At 68.6% G+C, this 20,704-nt stretch carries 19 protein-coding genes and 6 tRNA genes; 3 read left to right on the forward strand and 22 right to left on the reverse strand.

Translation table 11 applies throughout. The features are described from left to right. Positions 1-2 precede the first annotated feature (2 nt). Both hemN and QMX79_RS05050 read right to left on the reverse strand, forming a co-directional pair. On the reverse strand, positions 3-1,412 hold the full coding sequence (gene hemN / locus QMX79_RS05045; protein WP_282245000.1) for an oxygen-independent coproporphyrinogen III oxidase: 1,410 nt from the start codon (positions 1,410-1,412) through the stop codon (positions 3-5). A gap of 44 nt (positions 1,413-1,456) precedes the next feature. Continuing rightward, positions 1,457-1,897 (reverse strand): group III truncated hemoglobin, encoded by a 441-nt coding sequence (locus QMX79_RS05050; RefSeq protein ID WP_282245002.1) that lies wholly within the window; start codon positions 1,895-1,897, stop codon positions 1,457-1,459. 70 nt (positions 1,898-1,967) lie between these two features. Here QMX79_RS05050 and QMX79_RS05055 point away from each other — a divergent pair, with 70 nt between their 5' ends. Continuing rightward, the gene (locus QMX79_RS05055) at positions 1,968-2,261 is read left to right on the forward strand and encodes a hypothetical protein (protein ID WP_282245003.1); all 294 of its coding nucleotides are present in this window, start codon (positions 1,968-1,970) and stop codon (positions 2,259-2,261) included. Next, on the forward strand, positions 2,258-3,298 hold the full coding sequence (locus tag QMX79_RS05060) for a 4Fe-4S dicluster domain-containing protein (RefSeq protein ID WP_282245004.1): 1,041 nt from the start codon (positions 2,258-2,260) through the stop codon (positions 3,296-3,298). The genes QMX79_RS05055 and QMX79_RS05060 overlap by 4 nt, the downstream gene beginning before the upstream one ends. Before the next feature lie 23 nt (positions 3,299-3,321). Here QMX79_RS05060 and QMX79_RS05065 read toward each other — a convergent pair whose 3' ends face one another. The 18 genes from QMX79_RS05065 to uvrB all read right to left on the reverse strand — a co-directional run bounded on the left by QMX79_RS05065 (position 3,322) and on the right by uvrB (position 19,391). Beyond that, a complete protein-coding gene (locus tag QMX79_RS05065; RefSeq protein ID WP_068850770.1) occupies positions 3,322-3,558 on the reverse strand; it encodes a hypothetical protein in 237 nt (78 codons plus the stop codon). Between the two features lie 261 nt (positions 3,559-3,819). After that, the gene (locus QMX79_RS05070; RefSeq protein WP_068850768.1) at positions 3,820-4,041 is read right to left on the reverse strand and encodes a hypothetical protein; all 222 of its coding nucleotides are present in this window, start codon (positions 4,039-4,041) and stop codon (positions 3,820-3,822) included. Positions 4,042-4,148: 107 nt separating this feature from the next. Beyond that, positions 4,149-4,222 (reverse strand) — tRNA-Cys (locus QMX79_RS05075). Positions 4,223-4,269: 47 nt separating this feature from the next. Continuing rightward, positions 4,270-4,345: transfer RNA gene (locus tag QMX79_RS05080), tRNA-Gly, on the reverse strand. Between the two features lie 114 nt (positions 4,346-4,459). Further along, a tRNA-Gly gene (locus QMX79_RS05085) sits at positions 4,460-4,535 on the reverse strand. Between the two features lie 93 nt (positions 4,536-4,628). Beyond that, positions 4,629-5,741, reverse strand: coding sequence for an NAD(P)/FAD-dependent oxidoreductase (locus QMX79_RS05090; RefSeq protein WP_282245019.1), 1,113 nt, complete (start codon positions 5,739-5,741; stop codon positions 4,629-4,631). Positions 5,742-5,876: 135 nt separating this feature from the next. Then, positions 5,877-5,952 (reverse strand) — tRNA-Gly (locus QMX79_RS05095). 46 nt (positions 5,953-5,998) lie between these two features. After that, on the reverse strand, positions 5,999-6,622 hold the full coding sequence (pgsA, locus tag QMX79_RS05100; protein ID WP_282245022.1) for a CDP-diacylglycerol--glycerol-3-phosphate 3-phosphatidyltransferase: 624 nt from the start codon (positions 6,620-6,622) through the stop codon (positions 5,999-6,001). Between the two features lie 9 nt (positions 6,623-6,631). Continuing rightward, complete coding sequence (gene uvrC, locus QMX79_RS05105; RefSeq protein ID WP_282245024.1) at positions 6,632-8,479, reverse strand: excinuclease ABC subunit UvrC; 1,848 nt, start codon at positions 8,477-8,479, stop codon at positions 6,632-6,634. After that, positions 8,476-9,891, reverse strand: coding sequence for a hypothetical protein (locus QMX79_RS05110; protein ID WP_282245027.1), 1,416 nt, complete (start codon positions 9,889-9,891; stop codon positions 8,476-8,478). Before QMX79_RS05110 ends, uvrC begins: the two co-directional genes overlap by 4 nt. A gap of 24 nt (positions 9,892-9,915) precedes the next feature. Next, positions 9,916-10,713 carry a 3-deoxy-manno-octulosonate cytidylyltransferase gene (gene kdsB, locus QMX79_RS05115; RefSeq protein ID WP_282245029.1) on the reverse strand — a complete coding sequence of 266 codons (798 nt, stop codon included), beginning with the start codon at positions 10,711-10,713 and terminating at the stop codon, positions 9,916-9,918. Then, positions 10,710-11,735, reverse strand: a complete 1,026-nt coding sequence (lpxK, locus tag QMX79_RS05120; RefSeq protein WP_282245030.1) for a tetraacyldisaccharide 4'-kinase — start codon at positions 11,733-11,735, stop codon at positions 10,710-10,712. Before lpxK ends, kdsB begins: the two co-directional genes overlap by 4 nt. Then, positions 11,735-13,483, reverse strand: coding sequence for a lipid A export permease/ATP-binding protein MsbA (msbA, locus tag QMX79_RS05125; RefSeq protein WP_282245032.1), 1,749 nt, complete (start codon positions 13,481-13,483; stop codon positions 11,735-11,737). Before msbA ends, lpxK begins: the two co-directional genes overlap by 1 nt. After that, positions 13,480-13,902 (reverse strand): biopolymer transporter ExbD, encoded by a 423-nt coding sequence (locus QMX79_RS05130; RefSeq protein WP_282245034.1) that lies wholly within the window; start codon positions 13,900-13,902, stop codon positions 13,480-13,482. Before QMX79_RS05130 ends, msbA begins: the two co-directional genes overlap by 4 nt. A gap of 3 nt (positions 13,903-13,905) precedes the next feature. Then, positions 13,906-14,583 (reverse strand): MotA/TolQ/ExbB proton channel family protein, encoded by a 678-nt coding sequence (locus tag QMX79_RS05135; protein WP_282245036.1) that lies wholly within the window; start codon positions 14,581-14,583, stop codon positions 13,906-13,908. A 3-nt stretch (positions 14,584-14,586) separates the two neighbouring features. Beyond that, positions 14,587-17,013: a DNA internalization-related competence protein ComEC/Rec2 gene (locus QMX79_RS05140; protein ID WP_282245038.1), complete on the reverse strand. Its 2,427-nt coding sequence runs from the start codon at positions 17,011-17,013 to the stop codon at positions 14,587-14,589. A 172-nt stretch (positions 17,014-17,185) separates the two neighbouring features. Then, positions 17,186-17,260, reverse strand: a tRNA-Val gene (locus QMX79_RS05145). A gap of 106 nt (positions 17,261-17,366) precedes the next feature. Then, positions 17,367-19,391: an excinuclease ABC subunit UvrB gene (uvrB, locus tag QMX79_RS05150; RefSeq protein WP_282245040.1), complete on the reverse strand. Its 2,025-nt coding sequence runs from the start codon at positions 19,389-19,391 to the stop codon at positions 17,367-17,369. Between the two features lie 128 nt (positions 19,392-19,519). Here uvrB and QMX79_RS05155 point away from each other — a divergent pair, with 128 nt between their 5' ends. Then, a complete protein-coding gene (locus tag QMX79_RS05155) occupies positions 19,520-20,056 on the forward strand; it encodes a GspH/FimT family pseudopilin (protein WP_282245042.1) in 537 nt (178 codons plus the stop codon). Positions 20,057-20,128: 72 nt separating this feature from the next. Here QMX79_RS05155 and QMX79_RS05160 read toward each other — a convergent pair. After that, positions 20,129-20,205: transfer RNA gene (locus tag QMX79_RS05160), tRNA-Asn, on the reverse strand. A 57-nt stretch (positions 20,206-20,262) separates the two neighbouring features. Beyond that, the gene (locus tag QMX79_RS05165; protein ID WP_282245044.1) at positions 20,263-20,691 is read right to left on the reverse strand and encodes a type IV pilin protein; all 429 of its coding nucleotides are present in this window, start codon (positions 20,689-20,691) and stop codon (positions 20,263-20,265) included. Between the last annotated feature and the right edge of the window lie 13 nt (positions 20,692-20,704).

Below are 20,704 nucleotides of genomic sequence, written 5' to 3' on the forward strand. Positions count from 1 at the left end.
CCTCAGATCGCCCGCGAATAGCGCACCGGCTGTTCGGGCTGGGCCAGGTAACGGTCAAAGCACATCGCCAGCAGGCGCAGCAGCGGACGCCCACGCGCGGTGGCACGCACCACGCCGTCGCGGTACCCGGCCAGGCCATCGGCCTCCAGCGCCGTCAACGCGGTGAGCGCATCGGCGAAGTATTGGTCGAAATCGACACCGTGGCGCGCGGCCAGCGCACGGCCGTCCACTTCGCCCTGGCACATCAGCTGGTTGATCAGCGCGGCGCGCAGCGCATCGTCCGCGTCCAGGGTGAGCCCCCGCCACACCGGCAGGCGCCCTGCATCCACCGCCGTTTCCCAGCCCGGCAACTCGCGCGGGTTCTGGCTGTAGCTGTTGCCGATCCGGCTGATCGCGCTGGCGCCCAGCCCGACCAGGTCGGTCTGCGCGTGCGTGGTGTAGCCCATGAAGTTGCGGTGCAGCTGGCCGGCGCGCTGGGCGCGCGAGAGGTTTTCTTCCGGCAACGCGAAGTGATCCATGCCGATGTACTGGTAACCGGCCAGCGACAACCGACGCACCGCCAGGCCCAGCAGGGCCAGCTTCTGTTCCGGGCTGGGCAGCGCGGCATCGGGGATCTGCCGCTGCGCCTTGAACAGGTTCGGCAGGTGCGCATAGCCATAGATCGCCAACCGGTCGGGGCGTTCGCGCAGCACCGTTTCCAGGGTACGCGCGAAGCCTTCGAGGGTCTGGTGCGGCAGGCCGTAGATCAGGTCCACGTTGACCGAGCGCAGGCCATGCTCGCGACAGGCACGCAGTACCTCCAGCGTGGCCTCCACGCCCTGCTCGCGGTTGATCGCACGCTGCACCACCGGGTCGAAATCCTGGATGCCCAGGCTTGCCCGGTTGAAGCCCAGCGCGCCCAGCACGGCGATGTCGTCGCGGGTGACGAAGCGCGGATCGAGCTCGATCGAGAAATCGCGGCTGGCCGAGGTGCTGAACGAAAAGCGCTGGCGCAGGCCGTCGATCAGCTCGCGCATCTGGGCGGCGGCCAGGAAGTTCGGGGTGCCACCGCCAAGGTGCAGCTGCACCACCTCGCGCGAGGCATCGAACAACCCCGCGATCAGGTCGGCTTCGCTGAGCACGCGCGCGACATACGCCACGCCCTTGCCATGGTCGCGGGTGATCACCCGGTTGCAGCCGCAGTAGAAGCACGGGCTGCTGCAGTACGGCACGTGCACGTACAACGACAGCGGCAGCGCCTCCACGTTGCTGGCCGCGATCGCGGCGCGCAGCCCGTGTTCGCCGAAGCCGTCGTGGAAATGCGGCGCCGTGGGATAGGAGGTATAGCGCGGGCCGGGCCGGTCGTGGCGACGCAGCAGGTCCGGATCGAAGTGCCAGGCAAGCCCGGCGGCGGCAGGCGAAAGAGTATCCATGGCGCCAGCGTGCGCGCCGGCGGGCGGCCCTGCATTGAGCCAGATCAATCCGGGCGCGTTTTTCCGGCGATCGGCAGTTCAGGCCAGCGCTGCATCTGGATGCGCCGCCAGAAGGTGTCGGCGATACGCGTGGCCACGTCGTCGGCCAGCTGCTGCATGGGCGGGTTGCCCAGTTCGGCGGTGGTGTGGCGGAACAGCAGCAGCCAGCGGTCGAACAGCGCGCGCTCCAGCTCCGGCATGGCCATGTGCTTGGACATCGGATTGCCGTTGAAGCGCCGGGTGCCACGCAGCATGGCCGACCAGAAATCCACCAGCTGGGCCAGATGCGCGTCCCAGTCGTGGATGCGCGCCTCGAACACCGGGCCCAGCTGGTCGTCCAGGCGCACGCGGGCGTAGAAGTCGTGCACCAGGCGGGTGACTTCCTGCTCGCTGCACAGCACCAGGGAGGCGGCAGGCAGCATCGGGGCGGCGACGGGTGGGGACATGCGGCCATGATGCTGGCCGCTTTGATCAGGATCAATGTGGCGTGCTGTCGCAGGGCCTACCGTGCAGGCCATGGACACGCCGAACGCCCCGCCTGGCAACCGCCGCCGCCTGCTCATCCAGCAGTGGGGCGCAGTCCTGTGGCCGAGCTTTGTTGCCGCCGGGTTGGCCTGCGCGGTGTTCTTCGCCTTCGTGGACCCGTTGCGCCTGCGTGACATCACCTTTCCGGACCAGGCGATCAGCCGCGAACTGGGCTACACGCTGGGTTTCTTCATGTTCTGGTCGGTGACGGCTGCCGCCAGCGCGGTCACCGGCTACCTGCTGCGGCCGCGGCCGCGCGATGACGACGAGCTGCCGCTGGGATGACGCCGGTTGCGCCCCCTGCCCTGCGCTGGCGCACCGTGGTGTCCGCGTCGTTGCTCGGGCTGTTCTACGCCCTGCCCTGGCTGCGCTGGAACGGGCGCCAGGCGCTGCTGTTCGACCTGCCCGCGCGCCGCTTCGATCTGTTCGGGCTGACCCTGTGGCCGCAGGACGTTGGCGTGCTGTTCGGGCTGGTCGCCGTGCTGGCCTGCACGCTGGTGCTGCTCACCACGCTGGCGGGGCGGGTCTGGTGTGGGCATGCCTGCCCGCAGACATTGTGGAGCGGCCTGTTCCGCTGGATTGAACGCAGCACCGCGCGACGGCTGCGCCCGCCGGCCCTTGCCCGCTTGGTCAAACACCTGGCCTGGGCCGCGATCGCGCTATGGACCGGCATCACCTTCGTCGGCCTGTTCAGCCCGATCCAGCCGCTGGTGACCGGCTTCTGGCCGTCCCGCTGGAGCGGCTGGGAAACGTTCTGGGTGCTGTTCTACGCCACGGCCGCGTGGGCCAACGCCGGTTTCCTGCGCGAACAGGTCTGCATCGACCTGTGCCCGTATGCGCGGGTGGCCCCGGTGTTATGCGATGCCGACACCCCGCAGGTCTGCTACGACGCCCGCCGTGCCGAACCGCGCGGGCCGCGCGAACGCGGCCAGGGCTCGGTACTGCAACGCGGGCGTGGCCTGCTCGATCCGACCAGTGCCAGCGACTACGCCTTCCGTGCGGCGCACCCGGCCCTGGCCGGCCCGCCGCCGCGCTTCGCCGACGATCGCCTTGGCGATTGCCTGGACTGCGCTGCCTGCGTACGCGAGTGCCCCATGCAGCTGGACGTGCGCGCCGGGCCGCAGCCGGACTGCATCGCCTGTGGCGCGTGCGTGGATGCCTGCGATGCGCAGATGCGTGCGTGGCAGTTTCCCACCGGATTGATCCAGGTCGCCAGCGAGAACGCCGTGCAGGGCCGGCCACGGCGCTGGCTGCGCCCACGCGCGCTGGCGGCGCTGCTGAGCCTGGCCGCACTGCTCGGTATCGGTCTGCATTACCTGTAACCGCCGTCCCCGGGCGGTGGGCTTCAGCGCGTGCGGTTGTCGGGCGGCGGCACCATCTGCGCGCGCCGGACAATGCCGAGCTGTTCAATGATCAGGGCCAGTTCGTTGGTCACCTGGGTGCGGCCGCGGCCCTGCGGCACCAGGCGTTCAAGCACCTGCTGGTAGGTGGTCCAGAACTCCGGCCCACATCCATGCTTGCTGTAGCTGGCCTCCAGCTCGGTGCGGACGCCGTCAGCCAAGTCATTCGCGCCGTATCGCATACGACCTCCCTTGGACCTGCCCTGCATCGAAGACGAGCAATTCCCCCTGTCAGGCTTGCGCCTGCCGCCCCGCCGCTGGGAGGCGGCGGGACTTCACCCACGTTTCACTCCACCCTTTCATGCCCTTCGCGCCAAGTCAACCAATGGTGAACAGGCGATCAAACATGGCATGAATGGTTCAGGCAAGCCCCTGCCCACGCAGGCAGGATGCCGCGCGGTCGTTGACACTGTGATGTCAGCAGGCGGTGGCCCGGCGGGTGGTCAGCCCCCCATCCGCCAGATGCCATAGGCGCTGATGGCCACACCGGCGCCCAGTACCATCCAGGCCACGCCGTTGAAGCGCTTGAACACCTTGGCCAGGCCGAACGAAAGCACGATGGCCGCCAGCCCAAACCCCAGCACGACCACGCCGCTGACGTTGCTGGGCGAATCCCAGAACGAACCGGGCGCGCCGACGGCTGCAAACCACAAGGCGATATCCATCGAACATCCTCGACACGAAACGGTACTGCACAGTAGGTGCGCGCTCGTCCGGGCGAGGTGAAGGGCGGAAACGAAAAACCCCGCCGAAGCGGGGTTTGTCGAACTACTGGAGGCCTGGGTCGGAATTGAACCGGCGTACGCGGATTTGCAGTCCGCTGCATGACCACTCTGCCACCAGGCCGGTGACCTTATAAAACAAGACCCCGAGAACGGGGCCTGGTCAGGATTTGGAGCGGGAAACGAGACTCGAACTCGCGACCTCAACCTTGGCAAGGTTGCGCTCTACCAACTGAGCTATTCCCGCAAAATCAGGCGCATATGTTACCGGAACCGCGGGTAACACACCAGCCTTTTTACACTTCATCGCCGCGTGCCACCGCGGAGAAAAACAAGGCCCCTGGGGGGCCCTGTCGAAATCTGGAGCGGGAAACGAGACTCGAACTCGCGACCTCAACCTTGGCAAGGTTGCGCTCTACCAACTGAGCTATTCCCGCAGTGTTGCTGCGTCCTGCGACCGGCACCTGCGTCGAAGGAGCGCTATTGTGTCGGGATTCCTTCACGTCGTCAACAGGTTTATGCAGCGGTATTCAGCCGTGCATGCGCATGCCGCGACGATGAAAATAGACCTGTTCGGCCACCCGCCGCAGCAAGCGGGACTGCAGCAGCAGATCCAGCGGCCAATCCGCCTGCAGGTGGTCCATGGCCCAGCGCAGCACCCGTTTGCGCCGGAACGTGGGCGCGGCGCGGACGGCGACGCTTTCGGCCGCAGGCCCCCTGCCGCGCAGGTGGCGGGCCACCGCATCGCCGACCGTCCAGCCATGCCGCCAGGCCGAATGGATGCCACCGGCCGACAGCGGCGAGACGATACCGGCCGCGTCGCCAGTGAGGATCACGCCCGGCGCCGCGATCGGCCCGCGTGCGAGCCCACAGGGGACCAGCCCGGCGCGGGTCGCGCCGGGGCGGGCCGCGTCGGGCAGCCCGATCACGCTGCGGATGTGCGCCAGGAAACCCGCCAGGTCCGGCGGGCGCGCATGCGCGGGGTCGTGGCGCAGCGCCAGCCCGATCTGCACTCCGGTCGGGTTCTGCGCCGCCCAGCCGATGTAGCCGGGCGCGAAGCGACGGCTGGCGAAGCAATGCAGCGCGCCACCTTCTGGCAGCTGCAGGCCGGCAAATTCCTGCTCGATCCCGAACAGGGTGTCGTGCACCCGCCCCAGCCCGGTGCGCTGGGCCACGCGCGAACGGGCGCCGTCAGCGCCCACCAGGTAGCGCGTGCGCCCTGCCCCGGCCACCTGCCAGCCCTCGCCATCGCGCACGGCCTCGGTGAAGGACTGCTGCAGGCGAAGCTCGACACCATGCGCAGGCAGTTCGGCTGCCAGCCAGCGCATCAGGTTCGGCGTGTCGGTGGTCATGAAGTAGTAGCCCGGTGCGGCCAGCTGCACGCTGCGCAGGTTCGGCGCGTACAGGCGCACGCGTTCCACGCGTTGCAGCAGTGCGGGCGGAATGCGCTGCAGCCAGGTCTGTTCAACGACCTCTTTGACTAGGATGCCGGTGGTATGCAGGCGCGCGCCTGGATCTTCCTTGCGTTCCAGCACGCACACGCGCAGGCCGAATTCGGCAGCGGCCAGTGCGCAGGCGGCGCCGGCGAAACTGGCGCCGACCACGACCAGGTCCCAGTCGTATGCGGCGTTGGGGGTGTTCATTGCGATGCGTTCCTGCGGATGCGGGCGCACAGGATCGCGGCGGCAGGCGGGGCGGCCATGAAGTGCCGGTGAAGCGGGAATGAAGCGCCGCCGCCAACGAAAAAAGCGACCCGAAGGTCGCTTTTTTCTTGAATCTGGAGCGGGAAACGAGACTCGAACTCGCGACCTCAACCTTGGCAAGGTTGCGCTCTACCAACTGAGCTATTCCCGCTTGGGAGGCGAAATTCTACAGCCAAACGCGGTGCTGTCAACAGCCCTCAGCCCTTCTTTTTCAAGCGCGCGGTTTCCCGCGCGGCGCGTTCGTCTTCGCGCAGGCTCGGCCACGCCGCGTGCAGGTACTGCAGGCCGGAGAACAGGGTCAGTACCGCGGCGATGGCCAGGGTCCAGTCGCCGATATGGAACACCGGTTCGCCCATCCAGATATCGGACACCGGCGTATTCGGCGCCACCGAATACAACAGGCACAACAGCGCGACCATCTGCGCGGTGGTCTTGATCTTGCCGATCAACGCCACCCGCACCTTCGCACGCTGGCCGATTTCTGCCATCCATTCGCGCAGCGCCGATACCGCGATTTCGCGACCGACGATCACCGCGGCCCAGAACGCCATCCACGGGGTCGGGTGGCCCTGCACGATCAGGAACAGCGCCACGGCCACCATCAGCTTGTCCGCGACCGGATCAAGGAACGCACCAAACGCCGAGGCTAGGTCGTAGCGGCGTGCGATCCAGCCATCCAGCCAGTCGGTCAGCGCGGCGATGCCAAAAATCGCGGCGGAGGCGAAATTGGTCCAGGTGTAGGGAAGGTAGAACACCAGCACCAGCACCGGGATCATCACGATCCGCAGCAGCGTCAGCCAGGTGGGGAGGGTCAACTTCATTGCGTCTCTCTACTCGCCGGCCACAGGAGGCGTGGGCAGTCCATGTAGGTTAGCGTAGATGCGTGCGGCGAGGGCAGCATTGATGCCCTCCACCTTGGCGATTTCCGCTTCGCCGGCTGCTTTCAGGCCGACCAGTCCACCAAAATGCTTCAGCAGGCTGGCGCGACGGCGCGGCCCGATGCCGGGAATGTCCTCCAGCTTGCTGGTCATGCGCGCCTTCTGGCGGCGGCCGCGATGGCCGGTGATCGCAAACCGGTGCGCTTCGTCGCGGACCTGCTGGATGAACTGCAGCGCCGGTGACGCCGCGCCCGGGCGCAGCTCGCGGCCATCGGGCATCACCAGCGCCTCGTGCCCGGCGCGACGCTCCACGCCCTTGGCCACGCCCACCAGCATCACCCCTTCCACGCCGAGGTCGGCCAGCGCGGCCTGTGCCTGCGCCAACTGGCCGGCGCCGCCGTCGATCAGCAGCAGGTCCGGCAGCACGCCTTCTTCTTCCACCGCGCGGCGGAACCGGCGGTCGATGGCCTGGCGCATGGCGGCGTAGTCATCGCCGGGCTCGATGCCGCTGATGTTGAAGCGGCGGTACTGGCTGCGCACCGGACCGCTGGCGTCGAACACCACGCACGACGCCACGGTGGCTTCGCCCATGGTGTGGCTGATGTCGAAGCACTCAACGCGCTTGACCTGCTCGGCCAGGCCCAGCATCTGCCGCAGGTCTTCGCTGCGCGCATGCTGGGCACTGCGGCTGGTGAGTTCGCTGACCAGCGTGATCTGCGCATTGCGGCTGGCCAGCTCGACATACCCGGCCCGTTCGCCGCGCACGTTCCACTTCAACTGCACCTTGGCCTCGGCCGAGGCGCTCAGCGCCGATTCGATCAGGCTGGCATCGGGAATCTCGCGGTCCAGCAGGATCTCGCGCGGCGGTGAATGCTCGGCGTAGTACTGCGACACGAAGGCACCCAGCACTTCGTCCGCGCTTTCTTCGCCGTTGGTGCGCGGGAAGAATGGCCGCGTGCCCATGTTGCGGCCGTCGCGGAACGCCAGCAGCATCACGCAGGCACTGGCGCCCTGGGTGGCGCAGGCCAGCACGTCCAGGTCGGCGGCGCGCCCATCCACGTACTGGCGGGTCTGCATGCTGCGCAGCGCGGTGACCAGGTCGCGCAGGCGCGCGGCCTGTTCGAATTCCAGCGCTTCGCTGGCCGCCTGCATCTGCGTGCCCAGTTCGCGCGCCAGCTGGTCGCTCTTGCCTTCCAGGAACATCGAGGCACGCCGCACCGATTCGGCGTAGTCGTCGGCGGCCACCAGGTCCACGCAGGGCGCGCTGCAGCGGCCGATCTGGTACTGCAGGCAGGGCCGCGAGCGGTTGCGGAACACGCTGTCCTCGCAGCTGCGCAGCTTGAACAGCTTGTGCATCAGGTTGAGGGTTTCGCGCACCGCGGTCACCCCCGGGTACGGACCGAAATACCGGCCCGGCACCGCGCGCGGCCCACGGTGCAGCGCGATGCGCGGCCAGTCTTCGCGGGTCAGCAGCACGTGCGGATAGGTCTTGTCGTCGCGCAGCGAGACGTTGTAACGCGGCGTCAGCGACTTGATCAGCTGGTTTTCCAGCAGCAGCGCTTCGGACTCGGAACGGGTGACGGTCACGTCCATGCGCGCGACCTGCGAGAGCATGGACATGATCCGCGTGGTCTTCGGCGCGCCGTTGAAGTAGCTGCCAACGCGGTTGCGCAGCGCGCGTGCCTTGCCGACATACAGCAGGGTGTCGTCGGCGGCGTACATGCGGTACACGCCGGGCGCGGTACTCAGATGGGCCGCGAATGCCTTTCCATCGAAGGCCGGAGCGGTATTCGGGGTCATTCGCTGATCGGCACGTCGCTCAGTACGCCGCTGACGGGGTCGAAACGCAGTACGGCGTGGGCATCGGTCTCGGCGATCCACACCGCCCCGCCGCCCAGCGCCAGGCCGGCCGGCCCATGCAGCCGCCGCGGCAGCTCCACGGTGTTCAATTCGCCGCCGCCGAGGCGCAGCGTGCGCAGGCGCCCGTTGCCGGCATCGGCGATCCACAGCACGGGCGCATCCGGACTCATCGCGATCGCCTGGGGGTACTGCAGCTGGGCAGTGGTGCGCGGGCCATCCTGCTCGCCGAACGCCCACATCCCCTGCCCCACCAGCGTCTGTACCAGGTCGCCACGCAGCTGCATCGACCGGATCGACGAGCCGAGCGCGTCGCACACGTACAGCACCTGCTGCACCGCCGCTAGCGCGGCCGGCTGCGCGAACGCGGCCAGATGGCCACTGCCGTCGCGCTCGTCCATGGCACCGGAGCCGGCGCGCCAGGACAGCGTGCGCTGGCCCAGGTGGTAGCTCCAGATGCGGTTGTCGCCGGCCATGGCGATGTGCACCTGGTTGTCGGCCACGGCCAGCCCCTGCGGGTGGTTCAGCGGCGTCTGCCGGGGATCGCCTACCGCGCCTTCGCGCGGGTCGCCGGGGCGGCCATTGCCGCACAGCGTGTCGACCTGGCCGGTCAGCAGGTGGATCCGGCGCAGCGCGTGGTTGCCGGTGTCGGCCACGTACAGCCACTCGCGCTCCAGCGCCAGGCCCTGCGGCCGGTTGAACGCGGCCTCGCCCGGGCCGCCGTCCATCATGTCGGCGGTGCCCAGCCCGAACTGGCGAAGCACCCGCCCGGCGTGGCTGCATTCGAGGATGCGATGGTGGCCGCTGTCGGCGATGTACAGCCGCTCGGTGCTCACCGCCAGCGCGGTCGGGAACAGCATCGGCACGCGCGGTTCGGGATGCAGCTCACGCTGCCGCGAGGCATCGACATCGAGCGGACTCGACGTCCCTTGGCACAGGCTGTTGAGCGCGCGGTCCAGCTCGTCGCCGAAGCCGACCAGGCGGTCAACCTCGCGCCCCTGCGCGTCCAGCAGGACCAGGGTCGGCCACGCCGTGATGTTGAACCGGCGCCAGCCGTCCCAGTCCGCATCCAGCAGCGCCGGCACGGTCACGCCCTGGCGGCGCAGCAGCTTCAGCGCCTGCTCCGGTTCGCGCTCGAAGTCGAAGCGCGGTACCTGCAGCACCAGCACCTGCAGCTTGCCGGGGTTGCGCGACTGCCATTGGCCGAGCTCGGCCAGCCGGTGCGCGCACCAGACCGAGGCGGCGTTGACGAAGGCCAGCACCACCGGGCGACCGCGCAGTTCGGTCAGGGTGGTCGGCGCGGCATTGAGCCACGTGGCGAACTCGGGCAGGTCCTGGACGGGTTGTACGTTCATGCGGTGATTATGCCGGAGTGGGCGTCATGCAACCGTCGTGCCACCGTCAATTTCGCGGCGGGCCAACCAGCCTTCGGCACGCGCCAGGTCCTCGGGGGTATCGATCCCCGGCGGGAAGGCGGCCGGCGACAGCGCCACGCTCAACCGGTGGCCCGCCTCCAGCACCCGCAGCTGCTCCAGCGATTCCAGCTGTTCCAGCACGCCCGGCGGCAAGGCGGCGAACTGCTGCAGGAAGCCGGCGCGGTAGGCATAGATGCCGATGTGGCGCAGCCAATGTGGGCCGGACAGCGTCTCGCGAGACTGCGCGAAGGCATCGCGTTGCCAGGGAATCGGAGCACGGCTGAAGTACAGCGCGTCCAGGTTCTGCTGGCGCACCACCTTGACCACGTTCGGGTCGAACAGGGTCTGCGCATCCTCCACCGGGGTGGCCAGGGTCGCCATGGCGGCCCCGCTGTAGACCAGCGCTTCGGCCACCGCGCGGATGCCCTCGGCCGGGGCGAAGGGCTCGTCGCCCTGCAGGTTCACCACCACGGTGTCGTCGGACCAGCCGGCCTGGCGGGCGCATTCGGCCAGCCGGTCGGTACCGGAAGCGTGGCTGGCGGCGGTCATCGCCACCTGCACGCCGTCCAGGCCCTGCAGGGCATCGGCAATGCGCGCGTCATCGGTGGCCACCCAGACCTCGCGCGCGCCGGCCAGCAGCGCGCGTTCGGCCACGTGCAGCACCAGCGGCCTGCCGCCGAGCAGCCGCAGCGGCTTGCCGGGCAGCCGCGAAGCGGCGTAACGCGCCGGAATGGCGACGACGAAATCGACGGACTGGCTCATGCAGGACCCCTAAGTTTATCCACGCGGTCCAGCAGGTTGACCCAGAACGCGGCGGGAAGATCGGCCGACAGCGGCACCGAGAAATGCCATTCGTTGGCGAACGCCTTGCACTTCACCGCATCCTTTTCGGTCATCAGCACCGGCAGCTCACTGCCAAAGCGCAGGTCCGCGGCCTGGTAGGCATGGTGGTCGGCGAAGGCATGCGGTACCACGCCGATGCCATGCGCGCGCAGCATGTCGAAGAAGCGCTGCGGGTGCGCGATGCCGGCCACGGCGTGCACGCGCTGGCCACGGAAGTGCGACAGCGCGCGGGCGCGGCCACCGCTGAGCGGTTGCGCGCTGTCGATATGCAGCTGCATCGCCCATTCGCCGAAACCGCACGAGGCGAGCGCGGACGGATCGGCGCTGGCCTGGCCCAGGTTGACCACGCGGAAGTCGCAGTCGCGTGCGCGTTCGGCGGGCTCGCGCAGCGGCCCGGCCGGGATCAACCGGCCGTTGCCGTAGCGGCGCTGTGCGTCGACCACTTCAATTTCGATGTCGCGCGCCAGCCGATAGTGCTGCAGGCCGTCGTCGCAGACGATGATGTTGCAGCCGGCTTCGACCAGCGCCCTGCCGGCCGCCACGCGGTCGGCATCGACCCGCACCGGCACGCCGGTTTTCCAGGCGATCAGCACCGGTTCGTCGCCGCCGAGCGCGGTCGGCGTACTTGCCTCAACCCAGCGCGGCACCTTGGCCTCTTCGCGCCCATAACCGCGACTGGCCACGCCGGGTTTCCAGCCCGCGTCACGCAGGCGGTCCACCAGGGCGATGGTCAGCGGGGTCTTGCCGGTACCACCGGCGGTCACGTTGCCGACCACGATCACCGGCACCGGCAGCGCATGACGCTTGCGCCAACCGCGCCGGTACAGACCGCGACGCAGCGCCACCACGGCGCCGTACACCGGCGCCAGCAGGCGTGCGGCGAACGGAATCGCACTGCCGTCGTACCAGTACGACGGCGTCTGGGAACCCTTGGACGCCATCAGGGCTGCCTTTCGCGGAACTGCATCTTGTGCAGGTGCTCGTACAGCCCGCCCAGTGCCAGCAGTTCGCTGTGGGTGCCGCGCTCGACGATGCGGCCGTGGTCCATCACCAGCACCTGGTCGGCGTGTTCGATGGTGGACAGGCGGTGCGCGATCACCAGGGTGGTGCGCTCGGGCATCAGGCGCTGCAGGGCATCCTGCACCAGCCGCTCGGATTCGTTGTCCAGCGCGGCGGTGGCTTCGTCGAGGATCAGCACCGGCGCGTCGCGCAGGATCGCGCGGGCGATCGCCAGGCGCTGGCGCTGGCCGCCGGACAGCAGCGCACCGTTCTCGCCCACCGGCGTCTGCAGTTGCTGCGGCATGCGTTCGATGAACTCCCACGCATTGGCCGCTTCGGCGGCCGCGCGGATCTGATCCTCGCTGGCATCCATGCCGTAGGCGATGTTGGCGCCCACGGTATCGTCGAACAGCATGACCTTCTGCCCGACCATCGCCACCTGGCGGCGCAGGTCGGCCAGCGGGTAGTCGTCCAGCGGCACACCATCGAGCAGGATGCGCCCGCCACTGGGCTCATAGAAGCGCGGCACCAGCCGGATCAGGCTGGTCTTGCCACTGCCGGAGCGGCCGACGATGGCGGTCACGGTACCCGGCTTGGCGTCGAAGGTGATGTCGTCCAGCGCGATGCCGGTGTCTTCGCGGTAACGCAGCATCACGTGCTGGAACGACAGCTCGCCACGGACGCGCTTGGCGCGGGTGCTGCCTTCGTCGCGCTCGACCGGCAGGTCGAGGATGCCGAACAGGCGCTCGGCGGCGGCCACGCCGCGCGAGATCGACGTCTGCACGCTGGTCAGGCGGCGCAGCGACGGAATGATGGCCATCATAGAGGTCATCAGGCCCATGAACTGGCCCGCATTCAAGCGCCCGGCGAGCGCTTCGCGGGTGGACACCCACACGATCACGGCCAGCGCCAGGGCGGCCAGGAACTGCACGGTGCTGGAGGCCAGCGCGCGGGTGGTTTCCACCTTCATGTTCAGGCCGAGCATGCGGTTGGCCAGCCGCGAGTAACGCGAGATCTCGTGCGCCTGGGTGCCATGCACCTTCACTTCCTGCTGCGCGGCCAGCGACTGCTCGGCGGTCTGCGCCATGCTGCCCATGCCGTCCTGGATGCCACGGCTGATGCGCCGGTAGCGCTTGCCCACGAACGAGACGATCACGCCGATCAGCGGCACCACCACCAGCATCGCCACGGTCACCTTGACGCTCATCTGCAGCATCACCACCAGCATGGCGATGATGGTCAGGGTGTCGGCGACCAGGGTCTTGAGCGCATCGGCGCTGGCCTGGGTGACCTGCTCGGTGTCGTAGTTCAGGCGGCTGACCATCACGGGGGTGGCTTCGCTGTCGAAGTGCGACGACGGCAGGTGCAGGTACTTGGACAGCACCTGCTCGCGCAGGTCGCGCACCACGCTGCGGCCGGTGCGGGCCAGCGCGTAATCGCTGACCAGGGTGGCCAGGCTGCGCATCATGAACAGCCCGAGGATGGTCAGCGGCAGGATCACCGCCATGCGCGGCTCGGGGTTGACGAAGCCGCGGTTGACCAGCGGTTCCATCAGCTTGGTGAAGTGGTAGCCGGCCAGGGCTTCGACCACCATCGCGATGACGGCGGCCACCATGAACACCCAGTAGGCGCGGGTGTAGCCCAGCAGGCGTTTGTAGATCGGCCAGACCGGCGCGTGTTGTTTACTCATGGACGCACCTCCGGCGCGGTAGCGATGGCGATGCGGCGGAAACCGAGCTGGCCCAGGGCATCCTGGGCGGTCACCACGGCCTGGTACGGGGTGCGGGCATCGGCGCGCAGCAGCACGGTCTGCTCACGGTCGGTGCCGGCGACGGCGGCAATGGTCTGCTTGACCGATTCCACGTCGGTGCGCAGCACTTCGTGGTCGTTGATGAAGTAACGCCCCTCGGCGTTGACCAGCACGCTCAGCGAGCGCGGCGGCTCGGTGGTGTCCTGCTGGCTGGCGGTCGGCAGCTGCAGCTGCAGCGTCGAGCGCGCGTCGAAGGTGGTGGTGACCACGAAGAAGATGATCAGCACGAGGATGACGTCGATCAGGGGCACCAGATCGATGTGCACCTCGTCCTGGACCCGGTCGTTGCGGATGCGCATCCGTCAGCCCTTGGCCGTGACGGGCGCGGCGCCGGGTGCCGGCGCGGTGCCGGCGCGCGGTGCCGCGTTCATGACGCCGGGACGGCCGTCCAGGGCATCGAGCAGGGCCGAGGCCTCCATTTCCATCTCGATCACGTAACCGCCGATGCGGCCCTTGAAGTAGCGATGGAACATCAACGCCGGGATGGCCACGATCATGCCGGTGGCGGTGCACACCAGCGCCTTGCCGATGCCGCCGGCCAGCTGGTTCACATCGCCCACACCGTGGTCGAGGATGCCCAGGAACATCTGGATCATGCCCACCACGGTACCGAGCAGGCCCAGCAGCGGGCCGGCCGATGCGATGGTGCCCAGCGCGTTCAGGAACCGCTCCATGCGGTGCACCAGGTGGCGGCCGGCATCTTCGATGCGTTCGCGGATCTGGTCGCGCGGGCGGTTGCGCGCCTCCAGCGCCACAGCCAGCAACGCGCCCAGCGGCGAGTTGGCCCGCAGCGACTGGATGTGATTCGGATCGAGCTTGCCGCGCGCGGCCCAGTTGCGCACTTCCTGGCCCAGCCCCGGGGGCAGGACCTCGTTACGCCGCAAGGTCCAGAAACGCTCCAGGACGATTGCCAAAGCCAGTACGCCCAACAGCAGCAGCGGCACCATCGGCCAGCCACCGGCCTTGACCAGTTCCCACACGTTTCAACCCTCCGGCCCATTGGCCGCCTGTATGACCGCCGATAGGATAGCAGCCGACCGCGCCCGCTCCGCGGCATCCCACCAACGGCGTTCGAAAAGACGCTGTTCGCGCACCTGCAGCCCCTCCCCGCCCACCCACAGGCGCAGCGCGCCGCTCTCGGCGGTGTTCAGCACTTCGGCGGGGGCGCCCTGCCAGCGCTGCACCACGTCCCGGCGCGGGTGCCCGAACCGGTTGCCATGCCCCGCCGAGACGATGGCCAGGCGCGGCGACACCGCCTGTACCCATTCCGCACCGGATGAGCCGGCACTGCCGTGGTGCGCCACCAGCACCGCGTCGGCGCGCAGCGCGGCTGGCACCGTGGCGACCAGCGCGGCCTCTTCGCGCTGGCCGATGTCGCCGGTAAGGAGCACCACGCCGTGGGCGGACTGGATGCGCAGCACGCAGCTGCTGGCGTTGCCGGCGTAGTCCATGTCCGGCGGGGGGTGCAGGACAGTGAAGTCCACCCCGTCCCAACGCCAGCGCTCGCCCCGGCTGCAGCGCAGCCCGGCACCGGGCACCGCACCGGGTGGCGCCTGCAGTGGCGGGGCGTGGAAGGCGCGCCGCACGGCCGGCATGCCGCCGGCGTGGTCGCGGTCGCCATGGCTGAGCAGCACCCGGTCCAGCCCGGCCTCGCCCAGCGCATGCAGGGTCGGCACGACGATCCGTTCGCCGGCATCGAATCCTCCCTCGGCGGCCGGGCCGGCGTCGTACAGCAACCGGTGGTGGCGGGTACGTACCCACACGGCCAGGCCCTGCCCCACGTCCATCACCAGCAGCTCGACCTCGCCGGGCGCGGGCCGGTCGCGCACGGGCCACAGCAGCGGCAGGCACAGCAGCAGCGCCGGCAGGCGCATGCCGGCGGCGCGCGGCAGCAGCAGCCAGAACACTCCGAGCACCGCCAACGGCACCGCCGTAACACCCGCCTGGGTCGCCCACCACAGCGCCCACGGCTGGCGCGCCAGCGCCCCGAACAGCCACCAGCTCGCGTCGAAACAGGCGGCCGCCCCGCGCCAGGGCCAACGCCCCGCCCCATCGAACAGCGCTTCAAGCCCGGTGCCGAGCAGCGCCAACGGCACCACCACCAGGCTCCACCACGGAATGGCCAGCAGGTTGACCAGCGGCCCCGCCCGCGAGGCCTGCCCGAACAGGGCGACGGTCAGCGGCAGCAGCGCCAGGGTGGCCACGCCCTGCGCGGCCAGGAACGTACGCAGCCAATGGACGTCGCGACCCGGCAGGCACCAGACCAGCCACAGCACGCCGGCGAAGCTCAGCCAGAACCCCGGGGCCAGTACCGACAGCGGATCGACCAGCAGCACCACCAGCGCCGCCAGCGCCAGCGCCTGGCCGACCGTGGTGGGTCGCCGCACGCAGCGTGCAGCGGCGACCACCGCGATCATCAGCACCGTTCGCACCGTGGGCAACGCGAAGCCCGCCACCGCCGCATACAGCGCAGCACCGGCAACGGCCGCCAGTGCGGCTGCCAGCGGCCGTGGCCAGCAGCGCCCCAGCCCGGGAAGCGCGCGCCACGCCAGCGCCGCCAGCCATGCCGCGAACCCGGCCACCAGCCCGACGTGAAACCCGGAGATCGCCACCAGATGGGTCAGGCCCAGCGCGCGCAGGTCATCCCAGTCGCCCTGCCCCAGCCCCCGGGTGTCGCCCAGCGCCAGCGCCTGGATGAAACGCGCGCCAAGGCCCGGCACATGTCCCGCGATGGCATCGGCCATGCGCTCGCGCCACGCCGGCAATCCGGCCGGGTCGTCCAGCGCCATCGCAGGCGCGCGCACGTGCCCGGTGCCGGACAATCGTTGCAGCAGCGCATGCCGCTCGGCGTCGAAGCCACCGGGGTTGCGCAATCCACGCGGTGGACGCAGCCGCGCGTGAAGCTGCCAGCGTGCACCGGCGCGAAGCGAGTAGCGCAGCGCCGGTTCGGTTGCAGGAACGCGGGTAGGCGCTTTCGCCGCAGTGACGTCATACCAGGCCAGCGCCAGCTCGCGCCCACGCAGGTGCGTGGGCATCGCCGCATCGTCATCCACGCGGAACCGGAAGCGGGTGCTGCGTGATCCATGCTGCGGCAGGTCCACTACCCGGCCGCGCAGCACGTGGTCCGCAGGCGCGGCATCCGCAGGCAACTGCAGGGCCAGGCCGGCATGCGCGTGCAGGGTGACCCAGCCGATCCCGGCCAGCACTGCGCCGCACCACCGTGCACGCGGCCATCCCAACCAGACGCCCGCTCCGACGAGCAGCGCGCACCACGCGGGCATCCGGAGCAGCAGCACCGGCGCGAACACGACACCGCACACACCGGCCAGCAGTGCAGCCGCACATGCCTTGCCGAACAGGGGCAACGGAGCCGGGAACAAACGGGAGAGGACGTCCGACAGGAACGACATGCAGGCCACCACGCGCGGGAACCTGCATGTTTGGCCGGCGGCGACGCGGTCGCCATCAGGCGGGTGCGAAACGTGTCGTCGGGAAGCGCCCCTGATGCGGAGCCCACAACGCAAAAAAGCCGACCTGATGGCCGGCTTTTCTGTTGTTCCACCGCAGTCGCTGGGACTGGAGTGGTGGGCGGTACAGGGTTCGAACCTGTGACCCCTACCATGTCAAGGTAGTGCTCTACCGCTGAGCTAACCGCCCGTTTGTCTCGCTGTGCCGCTGCAATTGCGTCGGTGCAGGCCGCGTATATTACGGACGTCGGGTGTGAAGAGCAACACTTTTGTGAAGGTATTTCACAACGCGTTGTTCAGCCCAGGCTGGCCTCCTTCAGCTTGCGGATCTGGTCGCGCACGCGTGCGGCATCTTCGAACTCCAGGTCGCGGGCGTGCTGGTACATCTGCTGCTCCAGCGCCTGCAGGCGCTTGGCGATCTGGGCCGGTTCCAGGGTGCGGTAGTCCACCGCCTCCTCGGCCACCCGGCCACCCCGCCCCTTGCCCTTGCCGCGCGCTTCTTTTTCCGCCGCGTCCGAGCGCGCGCCTTCGAGCACGTCCACGATCGGGCGCAGTACCGACTTGGGCACGATGCCATGCGCTTCGTTGTATTCCACCTGCTTGGCACGGCGGCGGTCGGTTTCGTCGATCGCTGCCTGCATCGAACGGGTGATCTTGTCCGCGTACAGGATCGCCTTGCCGCGCAGGTTGCGTGCGGCGCGGCCAATGGTCTGGATCAGCGACCCGGTCGAGCGCAGGAAGCCTTCCTTGTCCGCATCCAGGATCGCCACCAACGACACTTCGGGCATGTCCAGGCCTTCGCGCAGCAGGTTGATGCCGACCAGCACGTCGAACTTGCCCAGGCGCAGGTCGCGGATGATCTCCACGCGCTCTACCGTGTCGATATCCGAATGCAGGTAACGCACGCGGATACCGTGCTCGGTGAGGTACTCGGTGAGGTTCTCGGCCATGCGCTTGGTCAGCGTGGTGACCAGCACGCGGTCGCCCAGCTTGATGCGCTCGTTGACCTCGCTCATCAGGTCATCGACCTGCGTGCCCACCGGGCGGATCTCCACCACCGGATCGATCAGGCCGGTCGGGCGCACCACCAGCTCGGTGATCTCATCGGCCGCTTCGCGCAGCTCGTACGGCCCCGGAGTGGCAGACACGTAGATGCTGCGCGGGCAGCGCGCTTCCCATTCCTCGAAGCGCAGCGGGCGGTTGTCCAGCGCCGACGGCAGCCGGAAGCCGAACTCCACCAGGGTTTCCTTGCGCGAGCGGTCGCCCTTGTACATCGCGCCGATCTGCGGAATGGTCACGTGCGATTCGTCGATGACCAGCAGTGCATCCGGCGGCAGGTAGTCGAACAGGGTCGGCGGCGGCTCGCCGGCAGCCTTGCCGGTGAGATGGCGTGAATAGTTTTCGATGCCGTTGCAGAAGCCGACCTCGGCCATCATTTCCAGGTCGAACTGGGTGCGCTGCGCCAAGCGCTGCGCTTCCACCAGCTTGTTCTGTTCGTACAGCTGCTCCAGCCGCACCTTCAGCTCGGCCTTGATCGTATCCACCGCCGACAGCACCCGCTCGCGCGTGGTGGCGTAGTGGGTCTTGGGGTACACGGTGTAGCGCTGCAGGCGGCGCAGGCTCTCGCCGGTGAGCGGATCGAACATGCTGATCTGCTCCACCTCGCCATCGAACAGCTCGATGCGCACCGCTTCACTGTCCGATTCGGCCGGGAAGATGTCGATCACCTCGCCGCGCACGCGGAACGTGCCGCGGTGCAGTTCGTACTCGTTGCGGGTGTACTGCAGCTGGGTGAGGTGGTTGATCAGGTCGCGCTGGTCGATGCGCTCGCCGGTGGACAGGATCAGGCGCAGCGACAGGTAATCTTCCGGCGCGCCGAGGCCGTAGATCGCCGAGACGGTCGCCACCACGATCGCATCCGGGCGCGACAGCAGCGTCTTGGTCGCCGCCAGCCGCATCTGTTCGATGTGCTCGTTGATCGAGCTGTCCTTCTCGATGAAGGTGTCCGACGACGGCACGTAGGCTTCGGGCTGGTAGTAGTCGTAGTAGCTGACGAAGTACTCCACCGCGTTGTGCGGGAAGAACGCCTTGAACTCGCCATACAGCTGTGCGGCCAGGGTCTTGTTCGGCGCCATCACCAGGGTGGGCTTCTGCACCCGCTGGATGACGTTGGCAATGGTGTAGGTTTTGCCCGAGCCGGTCACGCCCAGCAGGGTCTGCTTGGCGATGCCGGCCTCGAAGTTGGCGGTCAGCTTCTCGATCGCCGCCGGCTGGTCACCGGCCGGGGAGTACGGAGATACAAGTTCGAAGCGATCGCTCATGGTGCCGCCATAGACCGGGCCTTCCATTATAGCGGGGGGTTGGGTGACGGCCGGCTGAGGGGAAGCCCGATACCCTGCCCCGCCCGTGGAGCGCAGGGTCGACAGCTCCGGCAGCCACGGCCTCCATCATGCCCATCACGCGTACGCTCGCGCGCAAATCCCACGGCATCTCCCTCGTCCAGCTGCTGCTGGCCGTCGGCATCCTGGCCACGCTGGCCGCGATCGCCGTACCACCGTTCAGCGACCTGCTCGACCGCATGCGCGCCGACCGGGTTCGCATGCAGCTGTTGTCCGCCTTCGCGGCGGCGCGCAGCACGGCCATCACCCGACGCCACCCGGTCAGCGTCTGCGCCAGCGACGATGGGCACCATTGCACGCGGGACTGGAGCGCAGGCTGGCTGATCTATCTCGATCCAGGACAGGACGCGCAGCCTGCCGCGCGCCAGGATGTGCTGCACTACCAGCCCGGCCCGCGCCAGCAGGGCGTCCATGCCGTGGGTAGCGCTGGCCGTCCCGCCCTGCGGTTTGCCGCCAACGGGCGCAGCTTCGGCAGCAACCTGACCATCGCGGTGTGCGTACGAGGGCAGCGCCGCGCCGAAGTGCGCGTCAACAACAGTGGGCGGGCGCGTTCGCAGACGTCGGCGGAGTCCGTGCCCTGCCCCTGATGGATGCACGTGCGGGACGATGAATGCGCAGAAACAACAAAAGCCGCGATTTCTCGCGGCTTCTGCAGTATCTGGCGCCCGAAGTTGGACTCGAACCAACGACCCCCTGATTAACAGTCAAGTGCTCTAACCGGCTGAGCTATTCGGGCGGGGACGCGAATGTTAGAGGTTGTCGGGTGCCGATGCAAGACCTTGGCGGGTGCTGTTTACCAGCAGCCCGACACGGTGGCCTCGGCCGGCGTTTTGACCCCGGCCTGGTTGATCGTCATCGTGCCGCACTTGTCCTTGGACTGCGTGGACTGTGGCGTGGCCGTAATGGTGAAGGTGGACGCGGTCTGCTGGATGCCCAGCACATACCGGGACACCGTACCCTCGCGCGGTGACTGCGTCGTGGGCAGGGTGAAGCCCTGGTAGGTGTTGTTGACCGTATGGAAGCGCTCGGCCCGCTGGCTGTACTCCACCATATCGGCCTTGGCCTGGGCCCGGCGCGATTTCCGCACCTGGTCCTGGTACCCCGGCACCGCCACCGCGGCGAGGATGGCGACAACCGCGACCACGATCATCAGCTCGATCAGGGTGAAGCCCAGGGCGCTGCGGCGATTGCCGCAGGCCCCATTGGCGCGAATGGAATGCATGTACACGGTCTCC

The organism is Stenotrophomonas sp. PS02300 (genome assembly GCF_029959395.1).
Classification (GTDB): Bacteria; Pseudomonadota; Gammaproteobacteria; order Xanthomonadales; family Xanthomonadaceae; genus Stenotrophomonas; species Stenotrophomonas maltophilia_AD.

Coding starts and splice junctions, on each gene's coding strand:
- QMX79_RS05055 (WP_282245003.1), top strand. CDS start 1,968: ATGGACACGCCGAACGCCCCGCCTGGCAACCGCCGCCGCCTGCTCATC.
- pgsA (WP_282245022.1), bottom strand. CDS start 6,622: ATGAAGTTGACCCTCCCCACCTGGCTGACGCTGCTGCGGATCGTGATG.
- QMX79_RS05090 (WP_282245019.1), bottom strand. CDS start 5,741: ATGAACACCCCCAACGCCGCATACGACTGGGACCTGGTCGTGGTCGGC.
- uvrB (WP_282245040.1), bottom strand. CDS start 19,391: ATGAGCGATCGCTTCGAACTTGTATCTCCGTACTCCCCGGCCGGTGAC.
- QMX79_RS05130 (WP_282245034.1), bottom strand. CDS start 13,902: ATGCGCATCCGCAACGACCGGGTCCAGGACGAGGTGCACATCGATCTG.
- QMX79_RS05050 (WP_282245002.1), bottom strand. CDS start 1,897: ATGTCCCCACCCGTCGCCGCCCCGATGCTGCCTGCCGCCTCCCTGGTG.
- QMX79_RS05065 (WP_068850770.1), bottom strand. CDS start 3,558: ATGCGATACGGCGCGAATGACTTGGCTGACGGCGTCCGCACCGAGCTG.
- QMX79_RS05070 (WP_068850768.1), bottom strand. CDS start 4,041: ATGGATATCGCCTTGTGGTTTGCAGCCGTCGGCGCGCCCGGTTCGTTC.
- QMX79_RS05060 (WP_282245004.1), top strand. CDS start 2,258: ATGACGCCGGTTGCGCCCCCTGCCCTGCGCTGGCGCACCGTGGTGTCC.
- QMX79_RS05110 (WP_282245027.1), bottom strand. CDS start 9,891: ATGAACGTACAACCCGTCCAGGACCTGCCCGAGTTCGCCACGTGGCTC.
- QMX79_RS05155 (WP_282245042.1), top strand. CDS start 19,520: ATGCCCATCACGCGTACGCTCGCGCGCAAATCCCACGGCATCTCCCTC.
- kdsB (WP_282245029.1), bottom strand. CDS start 10,713: ATGAGCCAGTCCGTCGATTTCGTCGTCGCCATTCCGGCGCGTTACGCC.
- QMX79_RS05165 (WP_282245044.1), bottom strand. CDS start 20,691: ATGCATTCCATTCGCGCCAATGGGGCCTGCGGCAATCGCCGCAGCGCC.
- uvrC (WP_282245024.1), bottom strand. CDS start 8,479: ATGACCCCGAATACCGCTCCGGCCTTCGATGGAAAGGCATTCGCGGCC.
- lpxK (WP_282245030.1), bottom strand. CDS start 11,735: ATGGCGTCCAAGGGTTCCCAGACGCCGTCGTACTGGTACGACGGCAGT.
- hemN (WP_282245000.1), bottom strand. CDS start 1,412: ATGGATACTCTTTCGCCTGCCGCCGCCGGGCTTGCCTGGCACTTCGAT.
- msbA (WP_282245032.1), bottom strand. CDS start 13,483: ATGAGTAAACAACACGCGCCGGTCTGGCCGATCTACAAACGCCTGCTG.
- QMX79_RS05140 (WP_282245038.1), bottom strand. CDS start 17,013: ATGTCGTTCCTGTCGGACGTCCTCTCCCGTTTGTTCCCGGCTCCGTTG.